The organism is Lentzea kristufekii (genome assembly GCF_033949925.1).
Taxonomy (GTDB): domain Bacteria; phylum Actinomycetota; class Actinomycetes; order Mycobacteriales; family Pseudonocardiaceae; genus Lentzea; species Lentzea kristufekii.
In genome coordinates, this window is the sequence record NZ_JAXAVV010000026.1 from 93,751 (window position 1) to 115,956 (window position 22,206).

The window sequence follows — 22,206 nt, forward strand, 5'->3', positions numbered from 1 at the left end:
GCCGTACGGTGTCCCCGTGGTGGATTTCGCGGAGGCCTTGACGAAAGCCGTCGACAACAGCGGCCTCAGCCTCGAACGCATCCAGCACCACCTGGCCGCCAGGGGCATGCAGGTCAGCATCTCGACGCTCAGCTACTGGCGCCGCGGCCGCAGCCGTCCGGAGCGCCCGGAGTCGCTGAAGGTCGTCGCCGCCCTGGAGGAGCTGCTCGACCTCGGTGAGGGCTTCCTGACCGACCGGCTGGGTGACAAGCGGCCGCGCGGGCGCTGGGTGGACCAGTCGCTGTCCCTGGAGGACATGTGGGACTCGCGGGCCACCGACCTCGGCGAGGTCATGTCGCGGATCGACCGGCTGCAGCCGACGGCGACGACGTATCTGAGCGTGCAGGACCGGCAGGTGATCGGGCCGGACCGCCGTGAGGTCTCGAACCACTGCACCGGCGTCATCCAGGCGCTGGAGGACGGCGTCGACAGGTTCCTCGCGATCCAGCTGGCCGACGCCACGGACCTCGGCGTGCCGTCCATCGAGGCGGGGCCGCCGTGCCGGCTCGGCAGGGTGCGCAGCGAGGACTCCACCGGGTTCCTCGTCGCGGAGATCCTCTTCGACCGGATGCTCAGAGCGGGCGAGACGGCACTCGTCGACTACACGGTCCGGATGAGACCCGGCGCGGACAGCGAGGTCTGCGACCGGCGGTTTCTGCGGCCGGTGAACGACTACACGTTGCAGATCGACTTCCACCCGGACGCGGTGCCGGCGCGATGTTTCCAGTTCGCGCGGCCTTCGTTGCACGAACCGGAAACCGCTCTGAACGACCTGTGGATCGGGACGACGGCGTCGACGCACATCCACGTGCGGAACTCGAAGCCCGGAATCTACGGAGTGCGGTGGGAGTGGGAGTAGCCGCTACTCCCACTCCCACCGCAAGCGCCCCCAGTCGAGACGATGCGCTCGGCCGCCGCATTCGGCCTGCTCATCAAGGGCGCCCAGGATGGCCGTCACCGCTGCAGGTAGGCGGCGACAGCGAGTTCCTAGACCTTCAGCAACAGGTTCGGTGAACCCGTCCTGATGTCGGTCAGCTTGTTCGGCGTGGCCGCGCCGACCAGGGCGTTGCGCACCTGGGCGGGCGTCGCGGACGGGTTCGCGCTCAGGTAGAGCGCGGCCGCTCCGGCGACGTGCGGGGAGGCCATCGACGTGCCGCCCATGGACCGCGTGCCGGTGTCGGTGCTGTGCGAGGCGCTCACGATGTCGCTACCGGGTGCCCAGATGTCGAGGCACGTGCCGTAGTTGGACGAGCCTGCCGTCCAGATCGAACGCCTGTCGGCTCGGTCCGACGCACCGACGGTGATCGCCTCCGGCGTGCGGGCCGGGGTGAAGTTGCACGCGTCCTGGCCGCTGTTGCCGCCCGCCAGCACGTAGGTGAAGCCCGCGCCGATCGAGCGCCTGACGGCGTTCTCCAGCGAGGCGTTCGTGCCGCTGCCACCGAGGCTCATGTTGACGACGCCGGGCTTCTTGCCGTTGGCCGTCACCCAGTCGATGCCGCGGATGATGCCGTCCCACGCGCCGCTGCCGTTGCAGTCGAGGACGCGGACGCCGACGAGCCTGGCTTTCTTCGCGACGCCGTAGGTCTTGCCCGCGACCGTGCCGGCGACGTGCGTGCCGTGGCCCTGGCAGTCCTGCGCGACGGCATCGTTGTCGATGAAGTCGTAACCGTCGGAAGCACGGCCCTCGAATTCGGAATGCGTTTTCCTGATTCCGGTGTCGAGAACGTACGCCGTCACGTTCGACGCGGTGTTCGGGTAGGTGTAGGACTGGTTGAGCGGCAGGTTCGCCTGATCGATCCGGTCGAGACCCCAGACCGGGTTCGACTGCGTCCCCTGGATCGTGGCGAACGTGTTCCGCTCGACGAATTGCACGTCCGGGTCGGCCGCGAGCCTCCGCGCCTGACGATCGGACATTCCGGTGACCGAGAACCCGTTCAGCGCGGCGCTGTAGGTGTGCTTGACGTTGCCCTGGTAGCGGGACGCCAACGCGCTGGTAGGGGTGCGCGCGCCGTCCTTCAGCACCACGATGTAGCTGCCCTCGACCGCCTGTGTGCCCGCACCGGGCAGCACTGCTCCTTCAGCGATCGCGGTGGGCGTCCACATCGCTGTGGAAGCGATGCCCAATGCCGCCGCGATGGCGACATGACGCCGAAGTGCCATGGGTTCCTCCTGGCAGGGAATGAACTGGGGAACACCAAGAAACTAACGCGAGTTGTGCTCTGGATAACAGGTTCGAAACTTCAGATCTCAATACTGTCAAAACTGTGGCGGTCCTCGGTTTTGTGCACTCGCAGTGCTGGACGAGCCAGTTCTGATCACTGCCCGTAGCATTCCTCCATGCGGGATTTCGCTGAGGCGCTGGCGAAGGCGGTGGAGGCGAGCGGGCTCAGTCTGGAGCGGATCCAGCGCCACCTCGAGTTGCGCGGCGTGCAGGTGAGCCTGTCGACGCTGAGCTACTGGCGCCGCGGCCGCAGCCGCCCGGAGCGGCCGGAGTCGTTGCACGCCGTCGCGGTCCTCGAAGAGGTGCTGCGGCTGGCGCCGGGGGACCTGACCGGGCAACTCGGGGACAAACGGCCGCGCGGCCGCTGGATCGAACGGGCCGCGGCGCTGGAGGGGATCTGGCAGGAGGCCGCCATCGACCTCGGCCGCGCCATCGCCAGGGTCGACCGCCTCACGGCGGCGCCGGCGAAGTACCTCGTCGTGCGGGACCTGACGGTGATCGGTCCCGATCGCAGGGAGGTCGAGATGCGGACCAGTTCGGTGATCGAGGCGTTCGAGGACGGCGTCGACCGGATCCTCGTCGCGAAGACCGCCGACGAGACCGACCGCTCTCCCGGCGACATCGTCGCGCAGAAGTCGTGCCGGGTCGGCCGGGTGCGCCGGGACTCCGAACACAAGCTGATCGTCGCCGAGGTCATCCTCGACCGGGTGCTGCGGGCGGGGGACACCGCGCTCGTGGACGTCCGGATGATCTCCGACCCCGGTGCGGACAGCGTCTCGGCGGACCGCACGTTCGTCCGCGCGCTGCGCGAGTACGTGCTGGAGGTCGAGTTCCACCCCGACGCGGTGCCCGTGCGGTGTCACGGCTTCAGCCGGTCCGAGCCGGGCGCACCCGATGTCGACACCGGAGAGCTGTGGATCGGCACCACGGCCTCCACCCATCTCGTCGTGCGCGAAGCCCAGGCGGGTTACGTCTACGGCATCAAGTGGGAGTGGGAGTAGCGGCCCTCGCTCGCTACTCCCACGACTGTGCATCGAGGCTCTTCTAGTTCCCGATGCGCAGCAGCCTGTCGGGCGATCCGACGCGGAGGTCGCGCAGGTTCGCCGTCGTCGTCGCGCCGTTCACGAGTGCGTCGCGCACCTGCTGGTTCGTCGCGTTCGGGTTCGCGCTCAGGAAGAGCGCCGCCGCACCGGCCACGCTCGGCGCCGCCATGGACGTACCGCTGTCGAGTCGGGTGGCGAAGTCGTTCGCGCTCGAGGTGGAACGGACGTCCGTGCCCGGTGCCCAGATGTCGACGCAACGGCCCCAGTTCGACTCCTTCGCCCACTGCGGCCAGAGCGACCGGTTGTCGTTGCGGTCGGTGGCGCCGACCGTGATCGCCTCAGGCAGCCGGGCCGGGGTGTAACCGCAGGCGTCGCGGCCGTCGTTGCCCGCCGCGAGCACGTAGGTGAACCCGGCCGCGATCGACCGCCTGATGGCGTTCTCCATGAGGTCGTTCTGGCCCGGTCCGCCCAGACTCATGTTGACCACCGCGGGACGCCGACCGTTGAGGGTGACCCACTCGATGCCGGAGACCACGCTGTCCTGGTCGGACATGTTGTTGCACCCGAGCACCCGCACGCTGACGACCTGCGCCCGCTTGGCGACACCGGACGTCCGGCCCGCGATCGTGCCGGCGACATGGGTGCCGTGGCCGGCGCAGTCGCTCGCGTTCGCGTCGTCATCGATGAAGTCGAAACCGTGCGACGCGCGACCTTCGAATTCGTTGTGCGTGATTCGCACGCCGCTGTCGAGAACGTAAGCGCGAACACCTGCCGCCGCATTGTCCGGATACGTGTACTGGGCGTTGAGAGGCAGGGCTCGCTGGTCGATCCGGTCCAGGTTCCACGGCGCGTTCCACTGGGTGGTCTGCCCGGAGAGGATCAGGTTGCGCTGGACGTAGGAGACCTTCGGGTCCGCGGCGAGCCGCCTGGCCTGCTGCTCGGACATGTCCCGCACGGAGAAGCCGTTGAGCACGGCCTTGTACGTGCGCTTGAGCTTGCCGCGGTACTTGCTCAGCAGGCTCTGCGGAGACGCGCTGACGCCGTCCCTGAGGACGACGATGTAACTGCCGGGAACAGCCTCACCCTCACCCCGCAGTGCTTGCTGCGCATTTGCGGTGGGGGTGCAGAGAACGGTCGCGAACAATGCCGCAACCATGCACGTGTTGATTCTCATCGCATCCTCCAGGCAGGCTTGATGCGATGAAACGTAACTTCACGAGTGGGTGAAATGACAGTGGAGAAAATTTGGTCGCCAACACTGTCAAGACTGTGGCGAGCTGGAGCAGCTCCACGTGGCACAATGCCGCGCCGCGAGGCAGGCTGGAAGTCATGGAGTACACCAACCTCGGTCGCAGCGGCCTGTCCGTCTCCCGCCTGTGCCTCGGCACGATGAACTTCGGTCCCGAGACGTCCGAGGCCGACAGTCACGCGATCATGGATCGCGCCCACGAGCACGGCCTGAACTTCTTCGACACGGCCAACGTCTACGGCTGGAAGAAGGGCGAGGGCGTCACCGAGAACATCATCGGCAACTGGTTCGCGAAGGGCGGCACCCGCCGCGAGCGGACCGTCATCGCCACCAAGCTCTACGGCAGCATGGGCGACTGGCCGAACGAGACCAAGCTGTCGGCGCTGAACATCCGCCGTGCCGCGGACGCGTCGCTCAAGCGCCTGCAGACCGACTACATCGACCTGTACCAGATGCACCACGTCGACCGGGACACGCCGTGGGACGAGATCTGGGAAGCCTTCTCCGTGCTGCGCCAGCAGGGCAAGGTCATCTACTTCGGCTCGTCCAACTTCGCCGGCTGGCACATTGCCCAGGCCCAGGAAGCGGCCCGCACGCGCGGGTTCCTCGGGCTGGTGTCCGAGCAGTCGATCTACAACCTGATGACCCGCTGGGTCGAACTGGAGGTCCTGCCGGCGGCCAAGCACTACGGCCTCGGCGTGATCCCCTGGTCGCCGCTGCACGGCGGCCTTCTGGGCGGTGTGCTGCGCAAGCAGCGCGAGGGCGGCACGTCCCGCAGCGCGTCCGGGCGGTCCGCGGACGCGCTGGAGAAGTACCGCGACACGATCGACGCCTACGAGAAGCTGTGCGCGGAGATCGGCGAGGACCCGGCCAACGTCGGTCTTGCCTGGCTGCTGCACCAGGACGGCGTGACCGCGCCGATCATCGGGCCGCGCACGGCCGAGCAGCTCGACAACTCGTTGCGTGCCGCGGAGTTGAAGCTCGACGCGGACGTGCTGGCGAAGCTCGACGAGCTGTTCCCGGCACCGGCTCCGAACGGGTCGAAGCCGGCCCCGGAGGCCTACGCCTGGTAGCTCAGTCCTCGAAGTCGTCGTCGTCGCGCGCCAGGAAGGTGGCGAAGCGCTCGATCGGCGTCTCGAAGTCGGGGTTGGCGTCGACGAACTCCCGCAGCTTGTCGGCGAGCCACGCGAAGGTGACCTCCTCCTCGCCGCGCCGCTTCTCGAGCTCCTCGATGCCGCGATCGGTGTGGTACATGGCGGAAACTCCTGTGAGGTCTGTAGAAAACGAGCCGCCGGACCCCAAGGGATCCGGCGGCTCGTTCGCGTCGTGCGGGGTTTACTCGAACGCGCGGGTGATGATCTCGCGCTGCTCGACCTCGTGCACCTTGCTCGAACCGGCCGACGGGGCGGCCATCGGGCGGCGCGACACGCGGCGGACGGTGCCCAGGTGCTCGGGCAGCAGTTCCGGCAGGGCCAGACCGTAGAACGGCCAGGCACCCTGGTTCGCCGGCTCCTCCTGCACCCAGCGGACGTCCTTCGCGTTCGGGTAGCGCTCCAGGGTCTCGGTCAGCTTGCGGGCCGGGACCGGGTAGAGCTGCTCGACGCGCACGATCGCCACGTCGCCGCCGCCGCGCTTCTCACGCTCGGCGTGCAGCTCGTAGGAGATCTTGCCGCTGCACAGCAGGACCTTCGTGACCGCGTTCGGGTCCTTGATGGTCGGGTCGTCCATCACCGAGTGGAAGCGGTCGTTGATGAACTCGTCCGTGCCGCTGACCGCTGCCTTGAGACGCAGCATCGACTTCGGCGTGAACACCACGAGCGGGCGGTCGACGCCGTCGAGGGCGTGGCGGCGCAGCAGGTGGAAGTAGTTCGCCGGGGTCGACGGCACCGCGACGGTCATGGAGCCCTCGGCGCACAGCTGCAGCCAGCGCTCGATGCGGCCCGACGTGTGGTCGGGGCCCTGGCCCTCGTGGCCGTGCGGCAGCAGGATCACGACGTCGGAACGCTGACCCCACTTGGCCTCACCGGACGAGATGAACTCGTCGATGATCGGCTGCGCGCCGTTGACGAAGTCACCGAACTGCGCCTCCCACAGGACCAGTGCCTGCGGGTTCGCGACCGAGTAGCCGTACTCGAAGCCGAGCGCGGCGAACTCCGACAGCACCGAGTCGTAGACCATGAACTTGCCCTGGTCCGGCGACAGGTTCTGCAGCGGCGTGTAGTCCTCGCCCGTCTTGCGGTCGATCAGGGTCGCGTGGCGCTGCACGAACGTGCCGCGGCGCGAGTCCTGGCCGGCCAGGCGGATGTTGCGGCCCTCGATCGCGAGCGAACCGAAGGCGAGCAGCTCGGCGAACGCCCAGTCGATGCCGCCCTCGCGCGCCATCTTGGCGCGGCGGTCGAGCACCGGCTTGACGCGCGCGTGCGGCGTGAAGCCCTCCGGCAGGTTCACGTGGGCGTCCGCGATGTGCTCCAGCACCTCGCGGGAGATGCCCGTGGGCAGCTTCGCCGGGATCTGCTGCTCGGCCTCCACCGACGGGCTGACCGTCACCGGGTGCTTCTCGAGCTCGCGGACCTCGTTGAAGACGTGCTCCAGCTGGCTGGAGAAGTCCTGCAGCGCCTTCTCGGCCTCTTCGACCGTGATGTCGCCGCGGCCGATCAGGGACTCGGTGTAGGTCTTGCGCACCGAGCGCTTCTGGTCGATCACGTCGTACATCGCCGGCTGCGTCATCGAGGGGTCGTCGCCCTCGTTGTGGCCGCGGCGGCGGTAGCAGACCATGTCGATCACGACGTCCTTGTGGAACGCCTGGCGGTACTCGACGGCCAGCTTCGCGACCCAGTAGCAGGCCTCGGGGTCGTCGCCGTTCACGTGGAAGACCGGCGAGCCGATCATCTTCGCGACGTCGGTCGAGTACTTCGAGGACCGCGAGTGCTCCGGTGCCGTGGTGAAGCCGACCTGGTTGTTCACGACGATGTGGACGGTGCCACCGGTGCGGTAGCCGCGCACGAGCGCCAGGTTCAGCGTCTCGGCGACGACACCCTGACCCGCGAACGCCGCGTCACCGTGCATGGCGACCGGCAGGACGGGGAAGAAGTCGCCGCCCTTGTCGATCATGTCCTGCTTGGCGCGCACGATGCCTTCGAGGACCGGGTCGACGGCCTCGAGGTGCGACGGGTTCGCCGTCAGCGACACCTTGGTCTCGCCGTCGCCGAACATGCGGAAGTACTTGCCCTCGGCACCGAGGTGGTACTTCACGTCGCCGGAGCCGTGTGCCTGACCGGGGTCGAGGTTGCCCTCGAACTCGCGGAAGATCTGCGAGATCGGCTTGCCGACGATGTTCGCGAGGACGTTCAGGCGGCCGCGGTGCGGCATGCCGATGACGACCTCGTCGAGCTCGTGCTCGGCGGCCTTGTCGAGCACCGCGTCGAGCAGCGGGATGACGGTCTCGCCACCCTCCAGCGAGAAGCGCTTCTGGCCGACGTACTTCGTCTGCAGGAACGTCTCGAAGGCCTCAGCGGCGTTCAGCTTGCTGAGGATGTACTTCTGCACGGTGGCCGGAGGCTTCTCGTGAGGAACCTCGACGCGCTCCTGGATCCAGCGGCGCTCCTCGGGCTCGAGGATGTGCATGTACTCGACGCCGACGGTGCGGCAGTACGAGTTGCGCAGCACGCCCAGGATGTCGCGGAGCTTCATCCGCTCCTTGCCGGCGAAGCCGCCGACCGGGAACTCGCGGTCCAGGTCCCACAGCGTCAGGCCGTGGCTGAGCACGTCCAGGTCGGCGTGGGAGCGCTGGCGGTAGTTCAGCGGATCCGTGTCGGCCATCAGGTGACCGCGCGTGCGGAACGCGTCGATCAGCTCGATGACGCGCGCGGTCTTGTCGACAGCGCCCTCGGGGATGTCGGCGACCCAGCGGATCGGCTCGTAGGGCAGGCGCAGCGACGCGAAGATCTCGTCGTAGAAGCCGTCCTCACCGAGCAGCAGCTGGTGGATGCGCTTGAGGAACTCGCCCGACTCCGCACCCTGGATGATGCGGTGGTCGTACGTGCTGGTCAGCGTGATGATCTTGCTGACGCCCATGTCGGTGAGCGCCTGCTCGCTGGTGCCCTGGAAGTGCGCGGGGTACTCCATGGCGCCGACGCCGATGATCGCGCCCTGACCTGCCTGTAGCCGCGGCACCGAGTGGTTCGTGCCGATCGTGCCGGGGTTGGTCAGCGAGATCGTGGTGCCGGAGAAGTCGTCCGCGGTCAGCGAACCGGACCGAGCCTTGCGGATCAGGTCCTCGTAGGCCTGCCAGAACTGCGTGAACGTCATGTTCTCGCAGCCCTTGACCGACGCGACGACCAGCGTGCGGCTGCCGTCCTTGCCGGGCAGGTCGATCGCCAGACCGAAGTTCACGTGCTCCGGCGTGACGACGAACGGCTTGCCGTCGACCTCGGCGTAGTGCCGGTTCATGTTCGGGTAGGCCTGCAGCGCCCGGACCACCGCGTAGCCGATGACGTGCGTGAAGGAGACCTTCCCGCCGCGCGTCCGCTTCAGGTGGTTGTTGATGACGATGCGGTTGTCGGCCAGCAGCTTCGCGGGCACGGCACGCACGCTGGTCGCGGTCGGAACGGTGAGCGAGAGCTCCATGTTCTTCGCGATAGCGGCGGAGGCACCACGCAACTGCTTTTGCTCGGGCTGCGCGCTCGGCTTGACCGGGGCGGCCTTCGCGGCCTGCTGCGGCGCGGGCTTGCCGGTCTGCGGCAGCGAGGCCGCGGACTTCGGCGGCGCGGCAGCCGGCTTGGGTGCGGCGGCGGGCGCGGGCTTGCCGTTGTCGGCGGCCGGAGGCGTCACGGTCGCGGTCGTGGTGGCCGTGGAGCCACCCGCGCTGGCCGTGGCGGCACTACCGTTGCCTCCCGCACGCTTGTAGTCGGCAAAGAAGTCGTGCCATGCCGGGTCTACGGATGACGGGTCCGCGAGGAACTGATCGTACATCTCCTCGACGAGCCATTCGTTCGGCCCGAACTGTGACGCAGGACTGCTGCTGGACACGGCTGGCGCTCGCCTCTATCCATCTCGCTCTTGGTGTTGACTCATGCGGTAGTCAGGTTAGTCCCCCTGGCCCGGGCCTTCACACGCTGGAGGCACATGGCAAGGAGTGCTCTGTCACAGGATCGATCAGGACGGCCCCGTCGTCACCCGCAGTTGAGCAGTTCTTGATGTGCGTCTCACATCGTCGCCTCCCTTCGAGCAATGCTCACCGAGCCGTCGGACGGGCATACGCACCGGGAGCACTGATCAGTTCACGATAGGTACATCGCGGTCGCCCTGCGGATTGATCTTGTTCGGCCCGTTCTGCTCAGGCCAGTGAACGCCTGACCGAAGCCGCCATCGCGCCGACGAACCTGGTTCTGGTGTCGTCCGGCGTCCGGTCCAGGGACAGGTACGGGTTCAGGTCCTCCAACTCGACCAGCAGCAGGTCGCCCTGCCGGGTGCGGCAGGCGTCGACGCGCTGGATGCCGTGGTCCAGGTCGTTCCAGTCGACGAACCGCTGCGCGAACTCCAGATCCTCCCGGCTGGGGAGGTACGAGCGGAGCTCCCAGCGCTTCGCCGGGTCCGGTGCGTTCAGGGCGTACTGGAAGTCGTGGTCCACGAAGTAGAACGAGACCTCGTACCGGAAGTCGATTCTCGGTTGGACGAGGACGTCGGCTTCGTCGCGGGCCTTGTTCTCCAGGTTGCTCTGGAGATCTTTTTCGGAGACGAACTCCAGGCCGTGGGAGTCGGCGCCGGCTTTGGGCTTCACGACGTACTCGGGTGCCTGGGGGAGGCGGTCGAGGTGGTCCGCCGTGCCGATCGTGGGGATGACCGGGAATCCCGCTTCGGTCAGGTCGATCAGGTACTGCTTGCCGGCCATGTCGCCCTTGCCGGTGAGCGGGTTGTAGACGCGCTGGTTCGTGGCCTTCGCCTGCTCGCGGAAGCGGTGGTAGGCCGGGGCGTAGTCGATGACCGGGCCGCTGTTGCGGATCACGACCGTGTCGTGGGCCGCCATCAGGGCGGTGGCGTCCTCCGGGTGGCAGATGGCCAGGTCGAAGTGGTGTCTCAGGTGCGAGGTCAGGTAGATGTCCTCGTCGCAGTAGCGGCGGCCTTTGGCCGGGTAGGCCAGGTTGGAGACGTAGAGGATCGAGGGGCGGGCGCGGGCGGAGGGCATGGCGGAGGGCATGGCGGAGGGCATGGCGGGGGCTCCTTTGACCGGGTCGGTCTTGGAGTTGGTTTCTACGGGATGGGGGCGGGTGGGGACGAGGGTTCGTGGTGGGGGCCACGGGCTTGGGCTTGCGGGGTGGCTTGTGTGGGCTTGCCGAGGGGCATCGGCGGGGTGGCTTGTGTGGGCTTTCGCAGGCGCGCCGGGTGGGTCGGCTTGCGAATGGCTTGCCCAGGCGCAGCCCGCGGTCGGCTTGCGATGGCTTATTCAGGCGCAGCGCGGATCGGCTTGCGATGGCTTATTCAGGCACAGCGCGGATCGGCTTGCGACGGCTTGCTCAGGCGCAGCGCGCGGGTCGGCTTGCGACGGCTTGCTCAGGCGCAGCGCGTGGGTCGGCTTGCGGGCGTTGGGTCGCGTTCCAGCGGGGCGGTCACCTGCCGTGCGAGCTGTCGCGTTGCGTCGGCGGGCGGTTGGCACTGCGCGGGTCGGCTTGCGTTGGTCTGCCGCGTTCCAGCGGGGTGGTCACCAATGCGCTCAGGTCACCTTGCGAGGGTGGCACCTCAGGCAGGACCGAGCCGGTGCCGGTCATCGCCGCTTCGCGACGATAGCGATTGGGGCTTGACCTTGAGCCTCTGGCGGGATGCTTAAACGGCCGGAAAAGGCCGGGCTGAAAAGCGCCCGGCCGTGCCCATGAGGGGAGCATCCCGCCCACTCAAGGTCAAGCCCCAATCGCAGTGCGGTGGTTGCGTCACCACCGCTTCACCAGCACAAAGAGGTTCACACGCCTCGGCTTCGCCATCGCCGCTGGCGACAGGTGGCTCGGCTTCGCCGTTGCCCTTCGCGTGTGGAGGGACGCCTCGGCTTCGCCATTGCCGCTGGCGGACGGGTGGCTTGGCTTCGCTGTCGCCCTTCGCGTGTGGAGGGACGCCTCGGCTTCGCCATTGCCGCTGGCGGACGGGTGGCTTGGCTTCGCCGTTGCCCTTCGCGTGTGGAGGGACGCCTCGGCTTCGCCATTGCGTGGCGGCGCAGGGGGCTGCTGCGCCATTGCCGTGGTGGCAGGGCGGTGATGCTTGCCGTTGCGCCTTGTGGGCGGGTGGTTACGCGGCTTCTGGGGTGCCGCCGTGGCGCCACAGGCGGGCGTAGGTGCCGCCTGCCTTGAGGAGGTCGGCGTGGGTGCCCTGTTCGATTATCCGGCCGTTGGCCAGGACGACTATTCGGTCGGCCCTTGCCGCGGTGGCTAAGCGGTGGGCCACCACGAAGGTGGTTCTGGCGCCTGCGAGGTGGTCGCTGGCTGCCAGCACCGCCGACTCCGTGGCCGGGTCCAGGGCTGCTGTCGCCTCGTCCAGGAGCAAGAGGTCCGGGTTGACCAGTTCTGCTCTGGCCAGGGCTACGAGTTGGCGTTGGCCTGCGGAGAGGTGGTTGCCTCGTTCGCCCACCGGTTGGTGGAAGCCGTTCTGGAGGGTGGCGACCATCGGGAGGGCGCCCACGGCTTCGGTTGCCTGTTGGATTTCTTGTTCTGTCGCTGTGGGGCGGCCGTAGGCGACGTTGGTGGCCAGGTCGCCGCCGAAGAGGTGGGCCTCCTGGGGGACCACGCCGAGGCGTTGGCGGTAGGCGGAGAGGTCGTAGGTGCGGACGTCCACGCCGTCCACCAGGACTGTGCCCTCGGTGGCGTCGTAGAAGCGGGCTATGAGTTTGACGAGGGTCGATTTGCCTGCGCCGGTTTCGCCTACGAGGGCGACGGTCTCGCCTGGCTTGACGTGGAGCGTGACGTTGTCCAGGGCCGGGGATTCGGCTCCCGCGTAGGTGAAGGAGACGTTGCGGAGTTCCACCTCGCCCTGCAGGCGGGGTGGGACCTCGACCGGGGTCGCCGGTGGTTCGACCGTGCTCGGGGTGCGGAGCAGGTCGCCGATCCTGCGGAGGCCCACCCTCGCCTGCTGGTAGCCGTCGAAGACGCCGGAGAGCTGCTGGATCGGGCTGAAGAACAGGCCCAGGTAGAGCAGGAAGGCGAGCAGGACGCCCGGCGTCATGGTGCCTGCCGCCACCCGGTGGGCGCCCACGGCCAGGACCACCGCCTGGGCCACGCCGGAGAGCATCGCCACGAACGGGAAGTAGGTGGCGATGTAGCGCTGGGCTCGCAGGCGGGTGCGGCGGTAGGCGTCGCTGCGTTCGGCGAAGGCCTCGGCTGAGCGGCGTTCCCTCGTGTAGGCCTGGGAGACGCGCAGGCCCGAGACGTTCTCCTGGAGGTCGGCGTTCACCGCGCTGACCCGTTCGCGGGCTTCCGCGTAGGCGGTGGAGGAGAGGCGTTGGAAGAGCACGGTGGCGGCGGCCAGGACCGGGAGCACCGAGAGGGCGATCAGGGCCAGTGAGGTGTCGGTGACGACCAGGGCCGCGGTGATGCCGACCACGGTGACCAGGCTGATCACGGCGGTGACGAGGCCGGTCTGCAGGAACGTCGAGAGGGCGTCGACGTCCGTCGTCATCCTCGTCATGATGCGGCCGGCCATCTCGCGCTCGTAGTAGTCGAGGCCGAGGCGTTGCAGGTGGGCGTAGCTGCGGACCCGCAGCAGGTAGAGCAGGCGCTCGCCCAGGCGGGCGGCGAAGACCGTGCTGCCCGCCGTGGTGAACCAGCCGACCACGACCAGGCCGACGCCCAGCACCACGGCCTGCCACAGCGCCGACTCGGCGCCGCCCACGACGCCGCCGTCGATGCCGAGGCGCACGAGCGAGGGCAGGCCCATGCCGACCAGCGCGTCCAGCACCACCAACGCCGCCACACCGCCCAGGGCCCAGCGGACCGGGCGCAGGAGGCGGGCGAGGCGGAAGGCCGGGTCGGGGGCGCGCGGGTCTTCGCCGTGCAGGACCGGGACCTCGGTGGCCGGGGGCAGCGAACGGACCTGGGCCAGCAGTTCGGGAGTGGGCGGGCCGCCGGCCAGCGCCGCCATGCCGCTGCCCGCACCACCTCCTCCAGCGCCGCCACGCCGCCCGGCCGCGGCGGGGGCGGAGGTCTTCGCCTCGGCGATCAGGCGCTCGTCGAGCTCCTCTTGCGACAGCTTCGGCCACAGTTCGCCGGTCGTGACCGGCGCGGCGGACTCGATCGCCTCACCCGGCCCCGCCAGCAGGTCGCGGTAGAGGGCGCAGCGCTCGGTCAGCTCGGCGTGCGTGCCGATGTCGATGACGCGGCCCGCGTCCAGGACGGCGATCCGGTCGGCCAGGGAGAGCGTCGAACGCCGGTGCGCCACCAGCAGAGTCGTGCGGTCGGCCGTGACCGAGGCGAGCGTCGCGTGGATCGCCGCCTCCGTCGCGTTGTCCACCGCGGACGTCGCGTCGTCCAGCACGAGGATGCGCGGATCGGAGAGCAGGGCGCGGGCCAGGGCGACGCGCTGGCGCTGGCCACCGGACAGGGTGAGGCCGCGTTCGCCGACCACCGTGTCGTAGCCGAGCGGCAGGGCCTCGATGAAGTCGTGGGCCTCGGCGGCCTTCGCGGCGCGCTCGACCTCCTCGCGCGAGGCGTCGGGGCTGCCGTACGCGATGTTCGAGAACACCGTGTCGGAGAAGAGGAAAGCCTCCTCGAACACCACGCCCACCGCGCCGCGCAACGACTCCAGCTTCTGCGTGCGCACGTCCGCGCCGCCGACCCGGACCGAACCGCTGTGCACGTCGTAGAAGCGCGGCAGCAGCAACGACACCGTCGACTTGCCCGACCCCGCGGTGCCCACCAGTGCCAGTGTTTCGCCAGGCTCGACCGAGATCGAGAAGTCCTTCAGGACGGGCTCGCTGCGGGCATAACCGAAGGAGACGCCGGAGAACGAGACGCCGAGCGGGCCGGAAGGCACCTCGCCGGGACCGTCCGTCACGTCCGGCTGCGAGTCGATCAGTTCGTAGACCCGCTCCACGCCGGCCCTGGCCAGCTGGGCGGACACCATCAGGCTCGACAGCAGCCGCGTCGGGCCGACGAGGTTCGCGACGTACGTCGTGAAGGCCAGGAACGTGCCCAGCGTGACCTGGCCGTGCAACGCCAGCCAGCCGCCCAGGCCCAGCACCGCGACCTGGCCGAGCAACGGCAGCGCCGTCACGGTGGCGAGCGGCTTCGACGACAGCCGGGCAGCGCGCATCCGTTCGGCGAACAGGAACTTGGCGTGCTTCTCCAGCCGGGCGACCTCGCGCGCCTCCTGGCCGAAGCCCTTCACCACGCGGACACCGGTGACGGTCTCCTCGACGTGCTGCGCCAGATCCGCAGCCCGCTGCTGTGCCGACCACGTGGCGGGGAACAGCGTCAGCCGGGTGCGGCCGGCCAGCCACGCCACCAGCGGCAGCACGATCACCGCGATGATCGTCAGCGGGATCGACAGGTAGATCATCGCCGCCAGCGCGGCCAGGGCGAACACCACCGTGCCCACGGCCAGCGGTGCCATCATCAGCAGCGACTGCACCAGCTGCAGGTCGGTGATCGAGCGCGACACGATCTGCCCGGTGCGCAGCTCGTCCTGCTTCGCGCCGTCGAGCCGCTGCACCGCCGAGAACACGCCGAGCCGCAGGTCGTGCTGCACGCCCAGCGCCAGCCGCCCGCCCAGGTAGCGCCGCAGGAACGCCGACCCGAACGTCAGCACCTCCAGCACGACCAGCGCCACCATCAACGGCCAGAGCCGATCGGTGCGGCCGCCCGTCGAGTCGTCGATCGCCGTCTTGAGCAGCAACGGCCCCGCCGCCTGCAGACCTACGCCGACGACCGCGGCGAGGACCGACAGCACCACCAGGCGGGGGTGCTGCCAGCACGCTGCGGTCAGTCGGCGGATCCAGCCCTTCGTCACGGAACCCACACTACGGTCGGGGTCCGACATAAAAGTGTGACGTCAGGAACCGCAGGTCAGGTGATGTCCTTCTGGGTCATCCGGGCCCAGCCGCCACCGAACGCGGCGGCGACCCAGGCGAGGAAGATCAGCCCGGACAGCCACCACGCCTGCGCGCCACCCGCGCCCGCGACGACCCGCAGCCAGTAGACGCCCTCCTCCGGTACGACCCCCGCGTCGGCCAGGAACAGGTCGACCGCGACCGAACCGGTCAGCCCGTCCACCGACCCGTTCGGCAGGAACCCGACGGCCGTCTCCGGCACGCCCGAGAGCCGCAGGCCGAACTGCAGCGCGTTCTCGATCACCAGGAAGTACATGATCAGCAGCACGATCACGCCGGCGGAGTTCGGGATCAGCGCACCCAGGCCGACGCCGAACATGGTCATCAGGATCGAGGACAGCACGCAGACAAGGGCCAGCATCGCCCAGCCGCCCGCGTCGGGCATCTGGCCCGAGTTGCTGGTGAGGACGATGCCGAGCGCGACGAACCCGATGATCGCGAGCCCGTAGATCGCGCCCCAGAGCGCGTAGACCATCAGCTTGGCCGCCATCGCGTGCACCCGCGACGGCGCGGTGAGGAACGTCGTCGTGATGGTGCGCGTGCCGACCTCGTTGGCGATCGCCATCGCCCCGAAGATCAACGGGAACATCGTGGCGAGGTTGATCGTCCGCCCGATGCCGAGCAGGGAGAACTTCCACTGGTCCGGCGTCACACCGAGGGCGTCGGAGAGCTGCTCCGCCTCGGAGGACGAGAAGACCTCCACGATCGACTGGCCGAGCAGGCCGGACAGCAGGCCACCGCCCAGCGCGATCAGCACGGTCGGGATGAGCAGCGCCCACCACAGCGTGGTCGTGGTGGTCTTGCGGAGCTCCGCCTGTACGAGGTCGCCCATCAGGCCCACCCACCCTGCTGCTGCTGCTGCTGCTGCTGGTACGGGGCCGGCGCGTGTCCCGCGAACTGGCCGCTGGTGAGCCGGAAGAAGATCTGTTCCAGGTCCGCCTGCTCCTCCTGGATGCCGTAGACCGACACGCCCGCGCGCAACGCGGTGTCCGCGACGTGCTTGGCGTCCACTCCGGACACGGCGAGACGTCCGTCCGGCAGCTGCTCGAGCGCTTGGACACCGGCTTCCCGCAACGCCGTCGCGAGGGCGCCGATGTCCGACGGCTGCACGAAGACGCGGCGTTGTTGTTGCTGGCGAAGGTGTTCCAGCGGCCCGTAGTACATCGTCTGCCCGCGCGACACGATCACGACCTGGTCGACGGTCTGCTCGACCTCGGCCAGCAGGTGGCTCGAGATCAGCACGGTGCGGCCCATGCGCGCGAACGACTGCAGGAAGTTCCGCAGCCACGCGATGCCTTCGGGGTCCAGGCCGTTCGCCGGTTCGTCGAGGACCAGCACCTGCGGGTCACCGAGCAGCGCGGTGGCGACGGCCATCCGCTGCTTCATGCCCAGCGAGAACCCGCCGACGTTGCGGTCGGCGGCGGTGCTCAGGCCGACCAGGCCGAGGACCTGGTCCGCCTGAGCGTCCGGCACACCGAGCGCCGCCGCGTACACGCGCAGGTGGTTGCGCGCCGTCCTGTTCGGGTGGAACCCCTGCGCCTCCAGGACCGCACCCACCACACGGCCGGGCTGACCGAGCTGGTGGAACGGTCTTCCGTTGATCGTCGCCGTACCGCTCGTCGGCTTCACCAGTCCCAGCAGCATTCGCAGGGTCGTCGTCTTGCCCGCGCCGTTCGGGCCCAGGAAGCCCGTCACGCTGCCGGGTGACACGGTGAAGCTCAGGTTCTGCACCGCGGTCACGGAACCGAACTGCTTGGTCAGGTTCTGGACCGCGATGAGGCCGCTGCCGTCATGCATGCGGCCCATCCTGCCTGAAACGTCAGTCCGGCAAGGCGTGCTTGGGACGAGACACGACGGGCGCGCGGTGTACCACCGGTGGTTCGGCCGCCATGACCGGCAGCTCGGTGGTCATCTCGGCCGGTGTCTCCTCCGGCAGTTCGATAACACCTGATCGAGTGAAAGGGCTGCGCAACGGGCGGCGCCGCTGGCGATGGGGCAGGCCCTCGCCGATCAGGTGCTGGTGCGCCATGTTCCAGATCTGGCACGGCCATCGGCGGCGGCGCAGCCAGCCGGGACAGGCCTTGCAGCGGCCGTCCTCGTCGGGCTGGTGCACCGTCAGCAACAGCCGCCAGCCGTCCGCGAGGCGGTGGATCTCCGCGCGGGCCAACGGAACCAGCGCTTCGGCTTCTCCGTGCTCCGCGACTTTGTCCAGCAGTGCCAGGCGTTGCAGCACCGCGTCGCGCAGGGTCTCGTCCATCACATCTTCGCCGTGGCCTGGTCGAGCAACGAGCCCAGTCGACGCGTCTGGGTGGCGGACATCACAGCGGTCTCGCCCGGCGGCGTGACCAGCAGGACCCGGTCGTTCTCCACCAGAACGGTCATCGATCTGTCCCGCCCGAACGGGTCGTGGCAGTGGATCCATCCCTGTGGTTCAGCCATGGAATCTCCCTTCGAGGGACACCCGACTCCGTCTTCATCGGCCGAACGCCCTGCTCGCCGCACCGCGATCCCGGTAATTCACTCGTTTGCTGGAAGGGCCGGACACGGGCAGTGGTCCACTCGGGGAAACTTTTGGGTCGCGTTTCGGTGGGGGTGCTGGGCGCCGCGCACCAGAGCCCGCTATATTTGGTCACGGCGGCCCCGCTCCCAGTGACCCCCAGGCTGGTTGAGCGCGGCCGCCCTTTACGTGGCGGGCTCCGGCGCTCATTGGTCTTCGACCAATTTCGCCGGAGCCCGCAGTGTTTGTCGGGGGGACGCCCCCGAACCCCCGGGTCCTTCCTTTCCTCCTGCCGCTGCTCGGCGACGTGCACGCCCTGCGCGAAATCCACTTGCGCCCTCCGCTCTCGTACGCTGTAAGTTCCTCGTACACCGTAAGGGGGAGGAACGATGACTTCGACGACCGAGAAGGCCGTGGTGCACCCGCATCCGCAACGCTGGGCCGTGCTCGGCGTGCTGTGCCTGTCCGTGATGGTCGTTGTGCTGGACAACACCGTGCTGAACGTGGCGATCCCGTCGATCTCGACGGGCTTGGACGCGAGCACCGCGGACATCCAGTGGATGATCAACGCCTACTCGCTGGCGCTGGCCGGCCTGCTGCTCACGACCGGTTCGCTCAGCGACAGGTTCGGCCGCAGGCGCGCACTCCTGGCCGGTCTCGTGCTGTTCGGCACGGGCAGCGCGGTCGCGGCGTACGCGAGCTCGTCCGAGGCGCTGATCGCGGCCCGCGGCTTCATGGGCATCGGTGCCGCGGTGCTGATGCCGGGCACGCTGGCCGTGCTGATGCAGTTGTTCGACGACGAGGAACGCCCGAAGGCCATCGGCATCTGGGCCGCCGTCACGAGCCTCGGCTTCGCGGCGGGGCCGGTGATCGGTGGTGCACTGATCAAGCACTTCTGGTGGGGCTCGGTGTTCCTGATCAACGTGCCGGTGGCGGTCCTCGCGATCGCGGCCGTCGCGATGCTGGTGCCGGAGTCCAAGGACCCGACCGTGCGCAAGCCGGACGTGCTCGGCTCGGTGCTGTCGATCATCGGCATGGTGTCGATCGTGTACGCGGTGATCGAGGTGCCGGAGCACGGGTTCGGCTCGGAGGAGTTCGGCGTGCCGGTCGCCATCGGGCTGGTGACCATGACGGGATTCGCGTTGTGGGAACGGCACACCGCCGATCCGATGCTCGATCTCGGGTTCTTCAAGAACCGCCGCTTCACCGGTGCGGTGGCCTCCGGGGTGCTGGCTGCGTTCGGCATGGCGGGCTCGCTCTTCCTGCTGACGCAACACCTCCAGGGCGTGCTCGGCTACAGCCCGCTGGAGGCCGGCGTGCGCGTGGCGCCGATGGCGATCGCGTTGCTCGTCACCAGCAACACGTTGGGACAGCTCGTGATGAAGCTCGGCGCGGGCCGGGCGATGCTGCTCGGCATGACGATCGTCGCGGGCGGCGTGGCACTGCTGTCCGTCGGCACCACCTACCCGCCGACGCTGGCCGGGCTGATCCTCATCGGCGTGGGGGTCGGTGTGTCCCAACCGGTCGCGGTCAACGCGCTGATGGGCTCGATCCCACCGGAACGGGCCGGAATCGCGTCCGGGCTGTCGGGCACGCTGACGGAACTGGGTTCCTCGTTCGGCATCGCGGTGCTCGGCGCGTTGCTCTCGGCGCGGTTCGTGGCATCGCTGCCGGACGGCGTTCCTGGGCGGTCGCTTTCAGAGGCGCTGCACAGCGGAGCGGACCTCACCGTCGTGCGCGAGGCGTTCTCGAACGGCATGAGCGTCAGCCTGGTCATCGGCGCCGTCGCCGTGTTCCTGGGAGGTGTTGTGGCCAGCGTGTTGCTCCGGCGTGCATAGGATCGCCGGTGTGGACAGCGTGTGGTTCAGCAAGCCCAGGCCCAGCAGCGGTCAGCCTCTCGGCCTGAGCCGGGAGGCGATCGTCCGCAAGGCGATGGAGATGCTGGACGCGCACGGTCTGCAGAAGCTCTCGATGCGCAAGCTCGCGGCCGAACTGGGCGCGGCGCCCATGTCCCTCTACTGGCACGTGCCGACGAAGGACGCGCTGATCGAGCTCTGCCTCGACGAGATCTACGGCGAGTTCACCCTCCCCGATTCCGAGACCGACTGGGAGACCGCGGTGCGCGGGATGATGCGCGAGCTGCGTCAGCTCGCGCTCAAGCACCCGTGGTGGATCCGCGGGATCGGGGAGTTCAACACCATCGGTCCGAACGCCGTGGCGTACGCGGACGCCATGTTCGGGCCGATGCTGCGCGCCGGACTGTCGACCGTGGCCGCTGCCCAGTCGATCTCCACGGTGGGCAGCTTCGTCAACGGGTACGCGATCGCCGAGGTCAACTTCATCGGCCGCGGCGGGATGGACTCGCCGCCACCGGACATGGACAAGATCGCCGACCTCTACCGGGACAAGCACCCGCAGTACGTCGCGATGCTGGACGAGAGCGAGTTGTGGTCGCTTGAGCGCCAGTTCGAGTTCGGGCTGGACTGCGTGATCGAGGGCGTCAAGGCGAAGCTGGAGGCGTTGCGGTCGTGAGCACCGGCGCCGGACAGGCGAAACCCCCGCAGCGATTCACGCGTGCGGGGGCCTCAGTCATCCAGTTGGCTTTCAGACGACGGTCTCCAGCGGCGTGTGCACGAGCCCGGTCGCCTCGGCCACCGGGCCGTTGGTCAGCAGACCGGCGTGGACGTTCAGGCCCAGGGCGAGCGAACGGTCGTCCTTGAGCGCCTTCTCCCAGCCCTTGTCGGCCAGCGCGACGGCGTAGGGCAGCGTCACGTTGGTCAGCGCGTAGGTCGAGGTGCGCGGGACGGCGCCCGGCATGTTCGCGACGCAGTAGAACACCGAGTTGTGGACCTCGTAGGTCGGCTCGGCGTGCGTGGTGGCGCGGGAGTCCTCGAAGCAACCGCCCTGGTCGATGGCGATGTCGACGAGCACCGAACCCGGCTTCATCTCGGCGACGAGCGCGTTCGAGACGAGCTTCGGGGCCGCGGCACCGGGGACGAGCACGGCACCGATGACCAGGTCGGCCTCGCGGACGGCCTGCTCGATCGCGAACGAGTTCGAGGCGAGCGTGCGCAGACGGCCCTGGAACTGGGCGTCGATCTGGCGCAGGCGGTCGACGTTGGTGTCGAGGATCTGCACGTCCGCGCCCATGCCGACGGCGATGGTGGCCGCGTTGACGCCCGCCACGCCGCCGCCGATCACGACCACGCGGGCCGGGGCGACACCGGGGACGCCGCCGGGCAGCACGCCGCGGCCGCCGGAGGGCTTCATCAGCGCGAACGCGCCGACCTGCGGGGCCAGCCGGCCCGCGACCTCGGACATCGGGGCGAGCAGCGGCAGCGCGCGGTTCGGCAGCTGCACGGTCTCGTAGGCGATGGCCGTGGTGCCGGACGCGAGCAGCGCCTCGGTCAGCGGCTTGTCGGCGGCGAGGTGCAGGTACGTGAAGAGGGTCTGGCCGGCGCGGAGACGGGGGTACTCCTCGGCGATCGGCTCCTTGACCTTGAGGACCAGGTCGCCCTCGGCCCAGACGTCGTCGGCGGTCGCGAGGACCTTGGCGCCCGCGGCGAGGTACTCCTCGTCGGTGATCGCGGAACCGAGACCGGCGCCCTGCTCGACGTAGACGTCGTGCCCGCGGCTGGTCAGCTCGTGCGCACCGGCAGGGGTGAGAGCGACGCGGTACTCGTGGTTCTTGATCTCGCGAGGAACTGCGATCCGCACGATGACTCCTCCGTTCGGTGGCTGACATCTCACAATGTGAGGCAGCCACAAGGTCATGTCACTGTGCAGATCGCACTATCTGATACCCCGCTGGTTGTTCATCTGGGACAAAGCGACCTGAGGCCGGTTCGCGTTCCGCTCGACCGTCCCGCGTTGACACTCGGCGGGGGCCGCACATAGCGTTCGCCCCGGACAACTGAACACCGGCCGCGGCGCGCCAGCGCCAGAACCCGCGTGGGAGAGACCTCGACGAACTGGTCGAGGCGCCGAAGGGGCAAGCTCCCGCACACTCTCAGGCAGCAAGACCACCCGGGGTAGGCAACTCTGCACGGCGGAGGGGGCGCAAGTTTCCTGACC

16 protein-coding genes and 1 riboswitch are annotated in these 22,206 nt (G+C 68.9%); of the genes, 5 read left to right on the forward strand and 11 right to left on the reverse strand.

The features are described from left to right. Window positions 1-16: 16 nt before the first annotated feature. Window positions 17-898, forward strand: coding sequence for a hypothetical protein (locus SK571_RS37925; RefSeq protein WP_319988939.1), 882 nt, complete (start codon window positions 17-19; stop codon window positions 896-898). A 128-nt stretch (window positions 899-1,026) separates the two neighbouring features. Here the strand turns inward: SK571_RS37925 and SK571_RS37930 are convergent, their stop codons facing one another. Next, window positions 1,027-2,199, reverse strand: a complete 1,173-nt coding sequence (locus SK571_RS37930; protein WP_319988940.1) for a S8 family peptidase — start codon at window positions 2,197-2,199, stop codon at window positions 1,027-1,029. A gap of 177 nt (window positions 2,200-2,376) precedes the next feature. Here SK571_RS37930 and SK571_RS37935 point away from each other — a divergent pair, with 177 nt between their 5' ends. Beyond that, entirely contained in the window at window positions 2,377-3,261 is an 885-nt protein-coding gene (locus SK571_RS37935; RefSeq protein WP_319988941.1) for a hypothetical protein, read from the forward strand. A 43-nt stretch (window positions 3,262-3,304) separates the two neighbouring features. Here SK571_RS37935 and SK571_RS37940 read toward each other — a convergent pair whose 3' ends face one another. Continuing rightward, the gene (locus SK571_RS37940; RefSeq protein ID WP_319988942.1) at window positions 3,305-4,477 is read right to left on the reverse strand and encodes a S8 family peptidase; all 1,173 of its coding nucleotides are present in this window, start codon (window positions 4,475-4,477) and stop codon (window positions 3,305-3,307) included. Between the two features lie 155 nt (window positions 4,478-4,632). Here SK571_RS37940 and SK571_RS37945 point away from each other — a divergent pair, with 155 nt between their 5' ends. After that, a complete protein-coding gene (locus SK571_RS37945) occupies window positions 4,633-5,625 on the forward strand; it encodes an aldo/keto reductase (RefSeq protein ID WP_319988943.1) in 993 nt (330 codons plus the stop codon). Window position 5,626: 1 nt separating this feature from the next. On the opposite strand, the gene SK571_RS37950 is transcribed toward SK571_RS37945, so the two are convergent. The 8 genes from SK571_RS37950 to SK571_RS37985 form a co-directional block, all read right to left on the reverse strand. Beyond that, window positions 5,627-5,806 carry a DUF6104 family protein gene (locus SK571_RS37950; RefSeq protein WP_030471325.1) on the reverse strand — a complete coding sequence of 60 codons (180 nt, stop codon included), beginning with the start codon at window positions 5,804-5,806 and terminating at the stop codon, window positions 5,627-5,629. An 81-nt stretch (window positions 5,807-5,887) separates the two neighbouring features. Next, complete coding sequence (locus SK571_RS37955) at window positions 5,888-9,580, reverse strand: multifunctional oxoglutarate decarboxylase/oxoglutarate dehydrogenase thiamine pyrophosphate-binding subunit/dihydrolipoyllysine-residue succinyltransferase subunit (protein ID WP_319988944.1); 3,693 nt, start codon at window positions 9,578-9,580, stop codon at window positions 5,888-5,890. A gap of 307 nt (window positions 9,581-9,887) precedes the next feature. Beyond that, window positions 9,888-10,760, reverse strand: a complete 873-nt coding sequence (locus tag SK571_RS37960) for a hypothetical protein (protein WP_319988945.1) — start codon at window positions 10,758-10,760, stop codon at window positions 9,888-9,890. Between the two features lie 1,064 nt (window positions 10,761-11,824). Next, window positions 11,825-15,565 (reverse strand): ABC transporter ATP-binding protein, encoded by a 3,741-nt coding sequence (locus SK571_RS37965; protein ID WP_319988946.1) that lies wholly within the window; start codon window positions 15,563-15,565, stop codon window positions 11,825-11,827. A 26-nt stretch (window positions 15,566-15,591) separates the two neighbouring features. Next, window positions 15,592-16,467 carry a hypothetical protein gene (locus tag SK571_RS37970; protein ID WP_319988947.1) on the reverse strand — a complete coding sequence of 292 codons (876 nt, stop codon included), beginning with the start codon at window positions 16,465-16,467 and terminating at the stop codon, window positions 15,592-15,594. Continuing rightward, window positions 16,467-17,432 carry an ABC transporter ATP-binding protein gene (locus SK571_RS37975; protein WP_319988948.1) on the reverse strand — a complete coding sequence of 322 codons (966 nt, stop codon included), beginning with the start codon at window positions 17,430-17,432 and terminating at the stop codon, window positions 16,467-16,469. Before SK571_RS37975 ends, SK571_RS37970 begins: the two co-directional genes overlap by 1 nt. A gap of 22 nt (window positions 17,433-17,454) precedes the next feature. Next, window positions 17,455-17,892 (reverse strand): hypothetical protein, encoded by a 438-nt coding sequence (locus SK571_RS37980; RefSeq protein WP_319988949.1) that lies wholly within the window; start codon window positions 17,890-17,892, stop codon window positions 17,455-17,457. Beyond that, window positions 17,892-18,074, reverse strand: coding sequence for a hypothetical protein (locus SK571_RS37985; RefSeq protein WP_045312139.1), 183 nt, complete (start codon window positions 18,072-18,074; stop codon window positions 17,892-17,894). The genes SK571_RS37980 and SK571_RS37985 overlap by 1 nt, the downstream gene beginning before the upstream one ends. Before the next feature lie 447 nt (window positions 18,075-18,521). Here SK571_RS37985 and SK571_RS37990 point away from each other — a divergent pair, with 447 nt between their 5' ends. Together SK571_RS37990 and SK571_RS37995 are read left to right on the forward strand one after the other, a co-directional pair. Then, on the forward strand, window positions 18,522-19,970 hold the full coding sequence (locus SK571_RS37990) for an MFS transporter (protein WP_319988950.1): 1,449 nt from the start codon (window positions 18,522-18,524) through the stop codon (window positions 19,968-19,970). Window positions 19,971-19,980: 10 nt separating this feature from the next. Further along, window positions 19,981-20,664 carry a TetR/AcrR family transcriptional regulator gene (locus SK571_RS37995; RefSeq protein ID WP_319988951.1) on the forward strand — a complete coding sequence of 228 codons (684 nt, stop codon included), beginning with the start codon at window positions 19,981-19,983 and terminating at the stop codon, window positions 20,662-20,664. Between the two features lie 72 nt (window positions 20,665-20,736). Here SK571_RS37995 and ald read toward each other — a convergent pair whose 3' ends face one another. Then, window positions 20,737-21,849: an alanine dehydrogenase gene (gene ald / locus SK571_RS38000; protein WP_319988952.1), complete on the reverse strand. Its 1,113-nt coding sequence runs from the start codon at window positions 21,847-21,849 to the stop codon at window positions 20,737-20,739. 225 nt (window positions 21,850-22,074) lie between these two features. Further along, window positions 22,075-22,167, forward strand: a riboswitch (glycine riboswitch). Window positions 22,168-22,206 lie beyond the last annotated feature (39 nt).

What these genes read in the sequence shown, in the direction of transcription:
- SK571_RS37930 (WP_319988940.1), bottom strand. Translation starts at nt 2,199, where the DNA reads ATGGCACTTCGGCGTCATGTCGCCATCGCGGCGGCATTGGGCATCGCT.
- SK571_RS37935 (WP_319988941.1), top strand. Translation starts at nt 2,377, where the DNA reads ATGCGGGATTTCGCTGAGGCGCTGGCGAAGGCGGTGGAGGCGAGCGGG.
- SK571_RS37940 (WP_319988942.1), bottom strand. Translation starts at nt 4,477, where the DNA reads ATGAGAATCAACACGTGCATGGTTGCGGCATTGTTCGCGACCGTTCTC.
- SK571_RS37945 (WP_319988943.1), top strand. Translation starts at nt 4,633, where the DNA reads ATGGAGTACACCAACCTCGGTCGCAGCGGCCTGTCCGTCTCCCGCCTG.
- SK571_RS37950 (WP_030471325.1), bottom strand. Translation starts at nt 5,806, where the DNA reads ATGTACCACACCGATCGCGGCATCGAGGAGCTCGAGAAGCGGCGCGGC.
- SK571_RS37960 (WP_319988945.1), bottom strand. Translation starts at nt 10,760, where the DNA reads ATGCCCTCCGCCATGCCCTCCGCCATGCCCTCCGCCCGCGCCCGCCCC.
- SK571_RS37965 (WP_319988946.1), bottom strand. Translation starts at nt 15,565, where the DNA reads ATGTCGGACCCCGACCGTAGTGTGGGTTCCGTGACGAAGGGCTGGATC.
- SK571_RS37970 (WP_319988947.1), bottom strand. Translation starts at nt 16,467, where the DNA reads ATGGGCGACCTCGTACAGGCGGAGCTCCGCAAGACCACCACGACCACG.
- SK571_RS37975 (WP_319988948.1), bottom strand. Translation starts at nt 17,432, where the DNA reads ATGCATGACGGCAGCGGCCTCATCGCGGTCCAGAACCTGACCAAGCAG.
- SK571_RS37980 (WP_319988949.1), bottom strand. Translation starts at nt 17,892, where the DNA reads ATGGACGAGACCCTGCGCGACGCGGTGCTGCAACGCCTGGCACTGCTG.
- SK571_RS37985 (WP_045312139.1), bottom strand. Translation starts at nt 18,074, where the DNA reads ATGGCTGAACCACAGGGATGGATCCACTGCCACGACCCGTTCGGGCGG.
- SK571_RS37990 (WP_319988950.1), top strand. Translation starts at nt 18,522, where the DNA reads ATGACTTCGACGACCGAGAAGGCCGTGGTGCACCCGCATCCGCAACGC.